We start from the raw sequence: 14,696 nt of genomic DNA, 5'->3' as shown, positions 1-14,696 counted from the left end.
CATCGCCACCGGCCAGCGCGAGGACATTGTGCTGCCGAAAAAAGTCCCGGTGGCCTGGATCTATCTCACGGCGTGGATGACCAGGGACCAGACGATCCAGTTCCGCAACGACATCTACGACCAGGACGAGCAGCTCCTGGAAGCCACCGCCGAGGAAGCGGCCTTCTTCAACAAGGCGGCCAATCACCCGCTGACGGCGCATCTCGCACAATAAGCATTATGGAATGACCGTTGCCGGTCTGGCGCGGGGTAATTATTCCCCGCGTCACCGAAGGCTGGGCTAAAATGGCGCCACGGCCGGCTTTCGCGCGGGTGGATTTCGGCCGTCGCACATCCGTCCTTACCGAAAGCCCCACCCATGCTAGATGTCCCGAAAAGCGCCGACAAATCCTACGCCGACGGCAAGATCCTGCAGAGCGTCGCCGAGGGCGTCGGCACCGTCACCTTCAACAATCCGGACAAGCGCAACGCCATGTCGCTCGACATGTGGGAAGGACTGGGCGCGGCACTGATCGAATTGCGCGACGATCCCGAGGTACGCGTCGTGATCCTGACCGGCGCCGGCGACAAGGCATTCATGTCGGGCGCCGATATCAGCCAGTTCGAAAAAAACCGCCATAACGCGCAGGCGTCGGAAGAATATGGCAAGCGCAGCGACGCGCAGCGCGCCTTGCTGGCGGATTATCCGAAACCGACCATCGCCTGCATCCGGGGTTTCTGCCTCGGCGGCGGCATGCAGATCGCGATGCTGGCCGATATCCGTATTGCCGCCGAAAACAGCCAGTTCGGCATTCCAGCCGCCAAGCTCGGCATCGCCTACGGCTATGAGGGCCTCAACCATCTGGTCTCGCTGGTCGGCCCATCCTGGGCGCGGCTCCTGCTGTATACCGGCATGCGGATCGATTCCGCCGAAGCATTGCGGATCGGCCTGGTCGATCGCGTGGTGCCCGACACCGAGCTGTGGAACGCGACATCGGATATCGCCCGCACCATTTCCGGCAACGCCCCGCTGGCCATTCAAGCGGCCAAGATCACCATCGCGCAGGTGCTGAAGGATCCCGACAAACGCGACATGAAGGCGATCAAGGCGATCGGCACCGCCTGCATGGATTCGGATGATTTCCGCGAGGGCCGGCGCGCCTTCATGGACAAGCGCAAGCCGCGTTTTACCGGGCGATAACGCCAGCTATTGCATTGAGCAGGAATTTCACCTGCCGACTAAGCCACAGCCCTGTCGCGGCTCGACAGCAATAGTCGTTTGATGTCGGCTGCCGGTACCGGCGGACTGAAAAGATAACCCTGCATTTCGGTACAGCCGAGCGCGCGCAGCAATTCCTGCTGCTGCTGCGTCTCGACGCCTTCGGCGGTGGTCATCATGTGGCGCGCCGCAGCGATATTCACGACAGCCTGCACAATACACGATGACCCGTCGGGCCCCGCGATATCGGCGACAAAGCAGCGATCGATCTTGATCTTGTCGAACGGAAAACGCTGCAGATAGCTCAGCGAGGAATAGCCGGTGCCAAAATCGTCGAGCGCGATCCGTACCCCGATGGCACGAAGCTGATGCAGAATGGTGAGCGCGGCGTCGTCGTCACGGATCAGGACCGCTTCGGTGATCTCCAGTTCCAGCCGGTCCGCCGGCAAACCCGATGCCGACAGCGCGGCGACGATCTTCAATGCCAGGGTGCCGCTCTTGAATTGAACCGGCGAGACGTTGACCGCGAGCTTGATGTCGTCGGGCCAAGTCATGGCCTCCGCGCAGGCCGTGGTCAGCACCCATTCGCCAAGCTGATTGATCAGACCGGTCTCTTCGGCGATCGGGATGAACTCGGAAGGCGGAATCATGCCGCGCTCGGGATGCCGCCAGCGCACCAGGGCTTCGCAGCTGGTGATCTTGTTGTCCGTAAGGCTGACGCAGGGCTGGTAGTAAACCTCCAGCGCACCGTCCGACATTGCCTGGCGCAGATTCATTTCCAAAATCCGGCGCGCCTTGACCTGCGCGTCCATGTCCGGCTCGAAGAAACGATAGGTCCGGCGCCCAGCGGATTTGGCCGCATACATCGCCAGATCCGCGTTCTTCAGAATTTGATCGAGGTCGGCCCCGTGCTGCGGTGCCAGCGCAATACCGATGCTGGCGTCGGTGGTGACCTGATGGCCATGACAGTCATAGGGCGCCCGGATCGAATCGAAAATTCGCGTCGCAAGGTCGGAGGCATCGGCTGGAGCCTTGATCGTGGTCTGAACGATGGCGAATTCGTCGCCGCCAAGCCGGGCCACGAAATCAGCGCCGCCGATGCAGCGGCCGAGGCTGACGGCGACGGACTTCAGCAACTCATCGCCGATCATATGCCCAAGCGTATCATTGACACTCTTGAATTCATCGATGTCGATATAGAGCACCGCCAGCTGTTCGCCAGGCTCAATGCGAGCCAGTTCCCGTTTGAGCTGGTCGTGAAACAAGGCGCGGTTGGGCAGATCGGTCAGCGCGTCATAATGCGCAAGATGGGTGATCCGCTCCTCCGCGCGCCGGCGCTCGGTGATATCCTCGTGCGTGGTGACCCATCCGCCCTTGAGCAGCGGCTTGTTGACGATCTGTATTGAACGCCCGTCGTTGGTCTCCACGACATTGTGAGTGACTTTCCCCATCGCTACGCTGCGCCAGACTGACGAGCAGAAGACGTCAACGTCGCCCTTGAAGGATCCGGTCTCTTTTCGATGTAAGATCAGATCCCGAAAGCCGAGGCCCGGCTTCACCACGTCGGGCGATAGCCCATACATTTCAATGTAGCGCTGGTTGCAGACGATCAACCGCCCCAATGAATCATACAGCAGGAGGCCCTGCACCATATTGTTGATCGCGATATCAAAACGCATGTTTTGCGCCCGCAGATCCGCTTCTATTACCCGCAGCTCGGAGGTGCGTTTGGCGACAAGCCGTTCGAGATTGCAATTGATCGCGTCGATCTCTTCGATCATCAGCGACATCGATCGGTCCGTACGCCGCCGATCGCGATCAAACTCCTCATAGGCACTGGCGACGAGCGTCGCGAGCTCAGCCATATCAACCGCGCCCGTAGCGTCGGTCGCTTTTGCGATTTGCCTGGCGATCAGACGGTGCACGACTATGCCCCCACCTCGGCGAATGAGGTGACTGTCATGGTCTGATTGTGAAGCCCGCAAATTCCGGATTTGGCATGCGGCGAAATCTCGCCGTAAGAGTAGAAGCCAACTCTGAGGGTGTCGGATCCGAGTTCCACGCCCGCGGCCTCGGTCTCATCGCTGACGCGCTGCCCCATCAGCAGTCGCCGGCCGATGCAACTCACGAGGATCGAAAATTGATGGTCTGCCTCACTTGCGTCGAGACCGGTGCGCGCCTGACGCGCGGCGTCCGCGGCGCCCTCCGCCAGCCGGTCGAGATTCCCCCGCATCAATTGCGCCGTCCACCCTTGCGGAACGTCGCCGGCAAAAGTCATCGACCGGGATTCGTGATCGACCGCCAGCACGGTCCGCACCACGGAAGAATCAGGTTTCCTGGCATCGTAGACCTGGATTGGAAACAACAGCGCCGAACCGGGAAGCCCCTTCGAATCTTCAGGACCCAGATAATGTTCGTAGAGATCAAGAGCGGGCTTGCCGTCGAGTTCGAACAGAACGTTTCCGCTCGACCTGGTCACTTGCCGCCGCGGTCCGAACAAATCCCAACCACCGGCGCTGCCGTGGCCGATTCTGATGGCGCTGCCGTAAAAGCCGATACCGACCACCATCCGCGCCCGGGGAACACAGTCGCCTCCGACAAGCGTATCCGCAAAGCTGGCGCCGTCGCCGGCCAGTCCGCCGGTGATTGGGATTCCCGGTCCGATCGCAGCGACCAGCCCGCTGACAAGTTCGCTGCCATTGACGTTCAAACCATCCGAAAGCACGAATACCCCGGCCAGATCTTCCCGGCTCAGAGCTCGCCCGATGGTCTCGCCGCAACTGCGCGACTGCTGCGCGTCGGCGATGTCCTGATGGACCAGCCGCAACTGTGTTGAATCAAAGCGAATCGCCGCCGCGACGATTTCATCATCGCTGACATCAGCGTTGTTGATTTGTCCGCCGGTACTGCAACCCAAAATATGGGCCATCGGGAACATGTTGCGCAATTCGCCATAGCGCGTACCACAGGCCAACATTTCACGGGCACCGAAGTAGAACACAAGCGAGACGTCGTCCGGTTCCGCTTTGACCGGAGTCCAACCGGCTCGCGCATTCCATGTGATTTGCCGCGAGTGCATTGCTTCTGCTCCGCTGTAACCAACTCCCGATGGTTGCGAAGCGTAAACCTTACTGGTTGCCCACTGAAAAGTTCGTTAGATAAGCGCCGACGCCGGCGCGCCCGAGTGTGATTCAATTTCTATGCTTGACACTTCCCTAACGCCGCGCCCGGCGCCATGGCCGGTTCCGGTCATACGCGATATGTTCTGGGTTCGCTGACCTTGCTCGATCTGATCGGCGGCAACCGACACCACGGAGCGGCATCAGGACATGGCTAGCAATTTGGCGACCAGGAATTTGGCGACTAGCAATATACTAGAATGAGACGCCGATCCGGATTCCGCGGCGCCAGACGATGCGGCACTTCTTTCTGACCGTGCCATGAACGAATTCAATACGGTCCGGCAACGGCACCATCGGGAACACTTCAAGGCACGCGCCGCCGGCGGAATAATCCACAAGTCTGCAGTCAACCGGCTTGGACTTGGGGTCCACAATGATCTTGGCCTTGCTGGACATCAAGCCGGACGGCCGAACTCGCTTGTAAAGGCGCGGGTGGGTCATCGAAATTTACTTCTCGATTTTGTCATGAAGTTGCCAGAAGCGCACGGTGCGCTCGGCCGTTTCCACGGACAATTTGCTATAATCCTTTGATGCGAGCTTCAGCGTGGCGTCGTCGATGCGGTGCTTGATCGGGCGATTGCGAAGGATTGCTTCGACTGCCGCCCAGCCTAAACCGGCCGATTTGCAGGGGACCAGGATGAGATCGGCGCGGACGCCCTCCAGCAGCCGCGCCATCATGTTGGCCGGTGCGCTGTTGTTGAGAACGGCGAGCGACGCGGCGACTTCATCGAATTTTTTGGTTTCGGCGAATCTGATAATGGCAGCGTCGTTGAGTTCGTTCATGCCTTTCATCCGCTTCACCACCGCTTCGGCCCGGCTGAAATCCCGCGTCGGCGGGCTTTCCCCTCGCGTCTTGCCGGCGATCGCTTTCAGAACACGATGAATCTCTTCCTGCAGTTCGGCAGGCGCGATCAACGCGAGCCTGGCGCGCACCGCCTCGGTGGCGCGCTGCAACAGATCGCGCAGGAAACTGAGAGGCAAATCAATCCGAAGCCCAAGTATCTCGGTCAGTTCGTCGTCGGCTTCGGCGTGCTCGACCATGCCCTTATAGCCGGTATCTGAAAAGCGCGCGCTTGTGTTGTTGGCAAGGTTGCGGATGACCTTGCGTTCGCCGCGATCGACGATCACGTCGGTGACAGCCTCGGGCAGGTTTGAGCGCCCCGAAATGGCAAGCAGATGATCCTGGCCCTTGGCCTTGGCGATATCGACCAGCGTGCTGGTGGTCAGACGGCTGGAGTTGGACAGTACTGAACCGGCGACGGCGATTTGATCGTCCCATGCGAGACGCTCGATCACCCCCGAGGGAGCGTATTCCAGCGTCGCAATCCGCTCGCTCAGTTCGGCTTTGACGCGGGTTTCGACGTGAGCGACCAGATGACACAGGACGTCGTCGAAAACCTTGATCTGGTCCTCGCTCAGGCGCTCCCCGTCATAGAGGAAGAGATCCGTGACCCGTCGAAGAGTGCTGACACGCCTCGCCGACGAGCCGCTTCTGACGGCCTCCTCGAGTTCGGCGATAACGGAAACAGACGGTTGCAGCATGCTGCTGATGCCTTCGTTGGCACGATAAAATACGGCTAGCGACTAAAAAATATTGAGCGAACTATAGTGGATTTTAGGCACAGCTTTCTTGCTAGCCGGTTAATTCCCGCCGCAAAGTGGTTAACCGAAGGGCACGCAGCCAAGGCATCGCGGGCCCGGTCCGCGCCGTTTGAAGCGATCGATCTCTCGCCCGTCATTCGGCTTTGATGTTGGCGTCCCTGACGATCTCTTGGTATTTCGCCATCTCGTCCTTGATGTATTTCGCGAAATAATCCGGGGTCGAGCCGATCGGCTCAAACCCGAGCAAGGCAAACTGCTCTTTGACATCAGGCCGTTGCACGATCTTGGTGACCTCGGTCTGGATCTTCGTCACCAGATCCGCCGGCAGCCCCTTCGGCGCCCATAGGCCATACCAGGAGGCGAAATCGAAACCTTTCATGCCGGACTCGGCAACGGTGGGAATTTCGGGCGCAATCGCGACGCGCTTGGTGCTGGTCACGGCGAGCGCCTTGATGTTTCCGGCCTTGGCCAGCGGCAACGAGGACAACATCGGATCGGCGATCAGTTGCACGGTGCCGCTCATCAGATCGTTCAATGCGGGACCACCACCCTTGTAGGCGACAACCAGTGTCTCGACGCCGGCATCGCGCTTGAGCAATTCGATCGCCAGATGGCCAGCCGAGCCGAAACTCGAGGTCGCAAAGGTATATTTGCCGGGATCCTTGCGCACCAGATCGAAGAATTCGGCGAGCGTGTTGGCCGGCACGGTCGGCGTCGTGCTGACGAGCAGCGGTCCGGACGCGACCAGCGTGATCGGCGTGAAATCCGCGACGACGTCGTAGGGCATCGTCTTGCGCAGATATGGCGTCACCACATGGATCGAGGCCGTCAGCATCAGGGTGTAGCCATCCGCCGCCGCCCGGGCGACGTAGCTGGCGCCGACAATGCCGCCGACACCGCCCGCCCGGTTTTCAACGATGAAGCCCTGGCCCAGCGCCTCGGTCAGCCGCTGCGCAATGATGCGGGCCACCCCATCGACGGAACCGCCGGCGGGATAAGGCACGACGACGGTGACCGGCCGGCTTGGATAGGTGTCGGCCATCACTGGCGCCGACACGAACAGGACAGCGCCCAGCGCGGCAACGACGTGCAGATATTTCATTGAGGATCCTCTCAAGTTTTCGAACTAGAAGGTCCCCGGGTAGCTTCCCCCGTCGATCAATATGTTTTGGCCGGTGACGAAGCCGGCATGAGCGGAACACAGAAACGCGAAATAGGCGCCCAATTCGTCCGGGCGGCCGTAACGCCTGGCCGGATTGGCGGCGGCGCGTTCGCGCCAGATCTGATCGAAGGATTTACCGCCCGGCTCGAGCATGCCTTCGATATGCCTGATCTGCGCATCGCTGTCGAAAATGCCGGGCAGCAGATTGTTGATGGTGACGTTGCGCGCGACGGTCTGCCGCGCCAGTCCGGCGACAAAGCCGACCAGGCCGGAGCGCGCGCCGTTCGACAGCCCGAGTTCGGCCTGCGGAATCTTGACGCTGCGCGAGACAATATTGACGATGCGGCCGAAGCCGCGCGTCATCATGCCGTCGACGGTCAACCGCATCATCTCGATCGGACTGAGCATCATCGAATCGAGCGCGCTGATCCAGTCGTCATGCCGCCAGTCCCGGAAATCGCCGGGCGGTCGACCGTCGGCATTGTTGAGCAGAATGTCGGGCTCGGGACAGGCCTTGAGCGCGGCGGCGCGGCCTTGTGAGGTGGTGATGTCGCCCACCACCGGCGTCACGGCGGCGCCGGTGGCGGCGCGGATCTCCGCACAGGCATCTTCGAGCACATCGCGGGTCCGCGCCACGATGGTGATATCGACGCCTTCGCGCGCGAGCGCCATGGCGCAGGCCTTGCCCATTCCGCGGCTGGCGCCGCTCAGGAGGGCCTTGCGGCCGCGGATGTCGAGGTCCATGAATCTGCTTTAAGTCTGCGCTTTAAATCTGCGGTTCAGGCCGCGACGGCCGACAGCGGGTTGAGCTTGTAGCCGTAGCGCTTGTCGAGTTCGAGCTCCTGAACGATCCGAATACCCTTGGCGAGCGCTTCGCCTTCGAGATTGGTGAGCGGCTTGCGCAGATCGCCGGCCGGCATGCCAAGCGCCTTCATCAGCGATTTCACCGCGACCGGATTGATCGCCGAATAGGTGTAATGCAACAGCGGCAGCAGCGAGAGATAGGCGTTCTTGAAGCCTTCGGCCTCGGCATAGCTAGTCCATGGCGTCGAGATGGTAGCGAGTTCGGCCGGCGCGATGTTGCCGGTCATGTTGGCGGTCCCGTGACCGCCGAGGCTCATGGTCGGCACCACGAGGCCGAGATTGGGGCTGTCGCAGCACATCACCGCGACATTGGGCTTGCCGGCCAGAACCTGGGCGACCTGGCCGACCCGGCCGGTGGATTCCTTGTGCACGACATAGTTCGGGTGCTTGAAGATCCGCAGCAGATTGTCCCAGTGCAGATCGCTCTTCACCCGCGGCGGATTGTTGTAGATACCGAGCGGCAGGTCGGTGGCGTCGGCGACATCGAGGAAGAAGCGTTCGATATCGGCTTCGGGCGCGCAGATATAGGCGGGCGCGGCCAGGATGGCGCCGTCGGCGCCGTTGTCCTTGGCGAATTTGACGCTCGCGATCGTCGAGTCGGTGTTGTTGCCGGTGCAGCCGAAGAAGATCGGCATCCGGCTGGTCTTCATCTTGGCGGTCTCGACGATGATCTGCTTCTTCTCCTCGGGCGACAGCATCGAACTTTCCCCGGTCGACCCCATGATCAGGATCGCGCTGGTGCCGTGGTCTTCGTGAAATCTAAGCAGGGTGCGAAACGCCGCGAAGTCGACCGAGCCATCCCTGTTGAACGGCGTGATCAGGGCGACAAATGAACCGGTCAGCTTCTTGTTCGACATCTCACGTCTCCGTTTATTTTTGCAATCTTGACTTGCGGGTCGGTCATCCAGGTTGACCGCGAAACTATCATGGTTCGATCGGTTCGCTCATGCAAATGTGGGCGGGGTCCATGCCTGGATCGGCGGCAGCGGAGCGCTCCAGGGCTCGATCTCGACCAGCGCACTGAGCGCGCTGGGACCCTGCGTCAACCGGGAGGTGCCGACATCGAGGGTCAGGACATTGGGATTGCCGTGCCGCTCGGGATCGCCGGCGGCGTCCGCCGGATCGAACCAGGCGCCGGTCGCCATCATCACGACCTGCGGCGAGACCGCGGGATCGACCTGCGCGGCGGCGAGGCAAGCCCCGCGCGCGTTGAACACGCGAACCACATCGCCGGTCTTGATGTTGCGCCGACCGGCATCGTCCGGATTGATTCTGATCTGCTCGCGGCCGTGCACCTTGTGGCCGCGCGACACCGATGCCGGGTCCATCTGGCTATGCAGCCGGTCTCCCGGTTGATGCGTGACCAGATGCAGCGGCCAGCGCGCGGCGCTGCCGCTGCCAAGCCACTCCGCCGGCGCCAGCCAAGCGGGATGCGGCGGGCAGTCGGCGTAGCCGAAGCCCGCGATCGTCTTTGAGGCGATCTCGATCTTGCCGGACGGCGTGCTGAGTGGATAAAGCTTCGGATCGCGCCGAAACTCGTCGAACAACACGAAGTCCTCGGCAGGCAGCGGCAATTCGGCAAAGCCGTCGCTCCAGAACTTATCGAAGTCCGGCAGCGCGACGTTCTTCTTGGCGGCCCCGGAATGCATGCGCTGGTAGATCCAGCGGCACCAGGCCATCTCGTCGCGGCCCGCGGTGAACGCCTCCTCATAGCCGAGCCGCCGGGCGAGGTCGCGAAAGATATCAAAATCGTCGCGCGCCTCACCGACGGGCGCAATGGCGCGATGCATCGCAAACACGAACGGATCGCGCGACGAGCCGCCGACATCATTGCGTTCCAGCGAGGTCGTCGCCGGCAAAACGATATCCGCATGCCGCGCGGTCGGGGTCCACCAGCTGTCATGGACAATGATGGTTTCCGGCTTCTGCCAGGCCCGCCGCAGACGATTGAGATCCTGATGATGATGAAACGGATTGCCGCCGGCCCAGTACACCAGCCGGATATCGGGATAGGTCCGGGAACGGCCGTTGAATTCGTAGGCGCCGCCGGGCTCGAGCAGCATGTCGGCGATACGCGCGACCGGGATGGCGCTGTTGGCCGGATTGGGCGGCGTCGAGATTTCCGGGCCGGGCAAATCCGCGCGCGGCACACCGACCCCGTTGAGCGAACCATGGCCGAACGCAAATCCGCCACCCGGCAGGCCGATGCCGCCCAGCATCGCGGCCAGCGCGATCGCCGCCCAATAAGGCTGCTCGCCGTGATGCGCGCGCTGCAGCGACCAGGTGCAGGTGATCAGGCTGCGCGTTTGCGAAGCGCGTCGCGCCAGATCGCGGATGGTCTGCGCGTCGATGCCGCAGATCGCCGCGGCCCAGTCCGCATCCTTGGCCGTTCCGTCGGCCTCGCCCATCAGATAGCGGCGCAACACGTCGAAACCGGTGCAGTAGCGATCCAGAAAATCGCGATCGTGCCGCCGTTCCACAATGAGCGTATGGGCCATCGCCAGCATCAGCGCGGTATCGGTATTGGGGCGGACCGCAAGCCATTGCGCGTCGAGAAATTGCGGCGCATCCGAGCGGGTCGGACTGATGACGACAAATTCGATGCCGGCCGCCTTGGCCCGGCCGAGCCAGCTTTCCAGCACGTGTGAACCGGTCCCGCCCGAGGTGACCTGGCTGTTCTCGATCCGCAATCCGCCGAAGGCGAGGATGAGGCGGGTATGTTTGACCACCGAGGTCCAGTCGGTCACGCGACCGGTCACCGGCTGATAGGTGCCGATGACATGCGGCAGCAGAAACTGCGCCGCGCCCCAGCTGTAGTTTCCGACCTGATCGACACAGCCGCCGCCCTGGAACAGGAAACGGCGAACCAGCGTGCGTGCATGATGCAGCCGCCCCGCCGACGACCATCCATAGGAGCCGCCGAAAATCGCGGTATCGCCGAAGGCGCCGCGCACCCGCGTCAATTCGCCGGCGACAATATCGAGCGCCTCGTCCCAGTCTACTTCGAGAAAACGATCGGTGCCGCTGCGCGGCCGCCCCTCGCGCCAGCCTTCGCGGATCGCCGGGCGGCCAATCCTCAATGGCGAGTGCACCATCTCCGGGATCGCCGCGAGCATCGGTGACGGCGCGGCGTCGCGCGCGAAAGGTTCACACCCGATGACGCGGCCGTTCTCCACCAGGGCGCTGAACGCGCCCCAATGAGCCAAAGAAGGGAATCGGGTGATCGTCATCGAGACCGAGATTCTGCCGCGCCGATGAGGAAGACGTGGACGGTTGCGGAAGAAAGTTTTGAACCCAAGTCCTCAGATTGCATGACGCCGTGTTGCAAGTCCGTCGGGCTTACTCTTGCGTTTATACAGGCTGGTGGCTGGCAAAACCAGTGTTCGGCCGTGGATAAGCGTCCGGGAATGCCTCCTCTGCACCGGCGAACGGGATATCGAAAAGGCGCCATGATGCCGTTTTTGTAACCTTTCCCCTGCGTGAGGAACTCTCTAGTTTCACCGCGTTGCGGTCGGCCGGCGGGACAACATGATCAGCAAGCGGATTTTTTGGTCTGTCATCGCGGCGGCCTGCGGCTGCTTTATTGCCGTGGGACCAGCAACCGGAGAAAATTATCCGTCGCATCCGATCACGATGATATTGCCGTTCTCGGCCGGTGGACCGACCGATACGCTGGCACGGATCATCGGCGCCAGAATGCAGGTCTTGCTCGGGCAGCCCGTCATCATCGAAAACGTGACCGGCGCGGCCGGCACCATCGGCGTCGGCCGCGTCGCGCGCGCGGCACCCGACGGATATACGGTCAGCGTCGGGCCGATGAACTCGCATGTGCTGACCGGCGCGGTTTATAACCTGCCGTTCGATTTGTTGAGGGATCTCGAGCCGGTGGCGCTGCTGGCCAACAATCCTTCCGTTGTTGTCTCCAGGAAAGACGTGCCGGCGAAAGATCTCAAGGAGCTGATCGCATGGGTGAAGGCCAACCCGGACAAGATTCTGGCGGGAACGTCGGGAGCCGGAGCGGCCACGCATCTTGGCGGCATCCTGTTCGAGACCCTGACCGGCACCCGCGTTCAGTTCATTCCCTATCGCGGCAGCGGACCCTCGATGCAGGCTTTGGTGGCCGGGCAGATCGATCTGATCTTCGATCAATTGTCGAGTTCGCTGCCGCAGATCCAGCAGGGCGCCATCCGCTCCTACGCCGTGATGTCCGGGACCCGCGCGGAGGCCGCTCCCGACATTCCGACGGTGGACGAAGCCGGATTGCCGGGCCTTTATCTGCCGGTCTGGACCGGGATGTGGGTTCCGAAGGACACGCCGAAGGAGATCATCGACAAACTCAACAGCGCCGTGGTGGAGAGCCTCGCCGACCCGACCGTGCGCAAGCGGCTCGCCGACATCGGCCAGGAAATCTATCCGCGCGAACAGCAGACCCCGGAAGCGCTGCGCGCCTATCAAACGGCCGAGATCGCGAAATGGTGGCCGATCGTCAAGGCCGCGGGTATCAAGGCGGAATAAACTGACCCCATACCATCGACAACCGCCAGACCGCCGGAACACACATGACCATATCTGACAGAGTTCTGATCGCCGGCGCCGGACCGGTCGGCCTGGTGGCCGCGGCCAATCTGGTTCGTCATGGCGTTCCCGTGACTGTCTTGGAAGGCGGACCTGATCTCAGCACCGAATCCCGGGCGTCGACGTTTCACCCGCCGACGCTCGACATGCTGGCCGACCTCGGCGTCGTCGAGCCCTTGATCGCGCAAGGATTGATCGCGCCGAAATTCCAGTACCGCAACCGCCGCGACGGGCTGATCGCGCAATTCGATTTCGGCGCTATCGCCGACGAGACGCGGCATCCGTTCCGGCTGCAATGCGAACAGTCGAAACTGACCCGGATCATCCACGACAGGCTGCGCGCCGATCCGAATTTCGAGATCGCGTTTTCGAGCCCGGTTCGCGCCGTGACACAAGACCGCGACAGTGTCACGGTGACGGTCGAGCGCGACGGCAGCAGCGAGACCCAACGCTATCGCTGGCTGATCGGCGCGGACGGCGCGCGCAGCGACGTCAGGCGTTCGCTCGGCATCGAATTCGATGGTTTTACGTGGCCCGATCGTTATCTGGTGGTCTCCACGCCGTTCGATTTCTATAGCGCTATTCCCAACCTCGACCCGGTGAGCTATCTGGCCGATCCCGTACGCTGGCATTTCCTGCTGCAAATCCCAAAACTGTGGCGCGTGATGTTCCGGATCGCGGCGGAGGAGAGCGACGAACTCGCGCTGTCGCCGGAATTCGCGCAAACGCTGATGGCGCAGGTGGTGCCCGGCATCGACAGCTATGAGATCGCCCACACCACGCTCTACCGTGTCCATCAGCGCGTCGCCGGCGCATTCCGCCGCGGCCGCGCCTTCCTGATCGGCGATGCCGCGCATGTCAACAATCCGCTCGGCGGTATGGGCATGAATGGCGGCATTCACGATGCGATCAACCTGACCGCGCGCCTGATCGAGGTCTGGCGCGGCACCAGGCCCGAGACCGAACTCGATCGCTTCGACCTGCAGCGCCGGCTGGTCACCAAGGAACATGTCGAGCGCCAGTCGATTCAGAACAAGAGAAATCTCGAAGCGGCCGACAATGAATTCCGGGATTTGCTGCGGCGGACCGCCGCCGATCCCGCGTTGACCCACGACTATCTGCTGAAAGTCTCGATGATCGGCAGCCTGCGTCGGGCGGAACAGCTGGGATAAAGCGACGCTTTGCCGGGAGTCACGTCGGGTGAGGCAACGTTCGGTTCGGGCAGTCCGGTTCTGATCACGCGCCTGCCACTTTCGGTCGTCCCCAATCAGCAGACATTTTCAGTGTCGTCCGGCAGGTCTCAAAGGTGCCAACAAGAGACTCATGCACCGCAGCAAACAGCAGCTCTATCCGCTAGCGAGTATGGGCGCGCTGAAGGCCCTGAGGTGATCCTGTATTCCTGCGACAAGCCGTCACGCTAGGACAAGCCGAATAAGCTCGGCCGTATTCTTCGCGCCCAATTTCTTCAGAACCCTAGCGCGGTGATCTTCGACGGTACGAGGACTGATGCCGAGAATCAGTCCGATTTCCTTGTTTGAATTGCCGGTCATGACTTGTTCAAGAATTTCACTTTCACGGCGCGTTAAAGAATCGCGTCCGCGGGTATCGGGTGACATGCGCCCTCTCGCGCCAAGCTTGCGCTGAGAACGGTCTTTGACAGCCAGCTCAACGCTCTGCACGAGATCCTCGCAGCCAACCGGCTTTAGAAGAAAATCCGCTGCGCCTCTCTTGATGGCGCTGACCGCCGTGCCAATCGTTCCACCGTCTGAAATCATAATGACCGGTGCGGGATAATCCAGAGCACTGAGTTCTTCCAGAGTCAGCAGCCCAGATTTCGACGGCAAGCCTAGATCCAGTATGATGCATGTCGGGCATCTCCAGCGCGCGACCATCAAGAGTGCGGTACCGTCCGCAAAGCACGTGACCTCGTAGCGCGCCCAAGAAAGTCTAGTGGAGAGTTCGTTACGGGAAATAGGGTCCGGTTCGACGACGAAGATGTCGCCCTTGCCGGGCGATTGAGTTGCCATACAAATACTGCTTCCAGGCTCGGTCCGTGTAGACGTGGCGGGCAACGCAAGGGTCTTAACCCTGCTGCTCCAGGGGTATCGTCCGT

General features: G+C 61.7%; 11 protein-coding genes and 2 pseudogenes. 4 read left to right on the top strand and 9 right to left on the bottom strand.

What is annotated here, in order from left to right; translation table 11 throughout:
- Nucleotides 1–214, top strand: a pseudogene (locus ABR948_RS11250) (L,D-transpeptidase family protein); the annotation flags it as partial.
- Nucleotides 215–358: 144 nt separating this feature from the next.
- Complete coding sequence (locus tag ABR948_RS11245) at nucleotides 359–1,180, top strand: enoyl-CoA hydratase (protein ID WP_428117220.1); 822 nt, start codon at nucleotides 359–361, stop codon at nucleotides 1,178–1,180.
- 38 nt (nucleotides 1,181–1,218) lie between these two features.
- Here the strand turns inward: ABR948_RS11245 and ABR948_RS11240 are convergent.
- From ABR948_RS11240 to ABR948_RS11205, 8 genes and pseudogenes are all read right to left on the bottom strand, one after another.
- Nucleotides 1,219–2,937: pseudogene (locus ABR948_RS11240) on the bottom strand (putative bifunctional diguanylate cyclase/phosphodiesterase); the annotation flags it as partial.
- Nucleotides 2,938–3,125: 188 nt separating this feature from the next.
- Entirely contained in the window at nucleotides 3,126–4,277 is a 1,152-nt protein-coding gene (locus ABR948_RS11235) for an FIST signal transduction protein (RefSeq protein ID WP_428117217.1), read from the bottom strand.
- 295 nt (nucleotides 4,278–4,572) lie between these two features.
- Nucleotides 4,573–4,821 (bottom strand): PilZ domain-containing protein, encoded by a 249-nt coding sequence (locus ABR948_RS11230; protein ID WP_428117214.1) that lies wholly within the window; start codon nucleotides 4,819–4,821, stop codon nucleotides 4,573–4,575.
- Nucleotides 4,822–4,827: 6 nt separating this feature from the next.
- On the bottom strand, nucleotides 4,828–5,922 hold the full coding sequence (locus ABR948_RS11225; RefSeq protein ID WP_428117211.1) for a DUF2336 domain-containing protein: 1,095 nt from the start codon (nucleotides 5,920–5,922) through the stop codon (nucleotides 4,828–4,830).
- 193 nt (nucleotides 5,923–6,115) lie between these two features.
- On the bottom strand, nucleotides 6,116–7,084 hold the full coding sequence (locus ABR948_RS11220; protein ID WP_428117208.1) for a Bug family tripartite tricarboxylate transporter substrate binding protein: 969 nt from the start codon (nucleotides 7,082–7,084) through the stop codon (nucleotides 6,116–6,118).
- 24 nt (nucleotides 7,085–7,108) lie between these two features.
- The gene (locus ABR948_RS11215; protein WP_428117205.1) at nucleotides 7,109–7,888 is read right to left on the bottom strand and encodes an SDR family oxidoreductase; all 780 of its coding nucleotides are present in this window, start codon (nucleotides 7,886–7,888) and stop codon (nucleotides 7,109–7,111) included.
- A gap of 35 nt (nucleotides 7,889–7,923) precedes the next feature.
- A complete protein-coding gene (locus ABR948_RS11210) occupies nucleotides 7,924–8,865 on the bottom strand; it encodes a 4-hydroxy-tetrahydrodipicolinate synthase family protein (protein ID WP_428117202.1) in 942 nt (313 codons plus the stop codon).
- Nucleotides 8,866–8,952: 87 nt separating this feature from the next.
- Nucleotides 8,953–11,238: a molybdopterin guanine dinucleotide-containing S/N-oxide reductase gene (locus ABR948_RS11205; RefSeq protein WP_428117200.1), complete on the bottom strand. Its 2,286-nt coding sequence runs from the start codon at nucleotides 11,236–11,238 to the stop codon at nucleotides 8,953–8,955.
- Between the two features lie 298 nt (nucleotides 11,239–11,536).
- Here ABR948_RS11205 and ABR948_RS11200 point away from each other — a divergent pair, with 298 nt between their 5' ends.
- Nucleotides 11,537–12,523: a tripartite tricarboxylate transporter substrate-binding protein gene (locus ABR948_RS11200; RefSeq protein WP_428117197.1), complete on the top strand. Its 987-nt coding sequence runs from the start codon at nucleotides 11,537–11,539 to the stop codon at nucleotides 12,521–12,523.
- A gap of 44 nt (nucleotides 12,524–12,567) precedes the next feature.
- Nucleotides 12,568–13,755: an FAD-dependent oxidoreductase gene (locus ABR948_RS11195; RefSeq protein ID WP_428117194.1), complete on the top strand. Its 1,188-nt coding sequence runs from the start codon at nucleotides 12,568–12,570 to the stop codon at nucleotides 13,753–13,755.
- Between the two features lie 240 nt (nucleotides 13,756–13,995).
- Here ABR948_RS11195 and ABR948_RS11190 read toward each other — a convergent pair whose 3' ends face one another.
- Nucleotides 13,996–14,610 (bottom strand): response regulator transcription factor, encoded by a 615-nt coding sequence (locus tag ABR948_RS11190; RefSeq protein ID WP_428117192.1) that lies wholly within the window; start codon nucleotides 14,608–14,610, stop codon nucleotides 13,996–13,998.
- Nucleotides 14,611–14,696 lie beyond the last annotated feature (86 nt).

Source organism: Bradyrhizobium sp. (assembly GCF_050014615.1).
In the GTDB taxonomy this organism is placed as follows: domain Bacteria; phylum Pseudomonadota; class Alphaproteobacteria; order Rhizobiales; family Xanthobacteraceae; genus Bradyrhizobium.
Note: the sequence above shows the minus strand (reverse complement) of the source record. Positions and strands in the feature narration are given on the sequence as shown.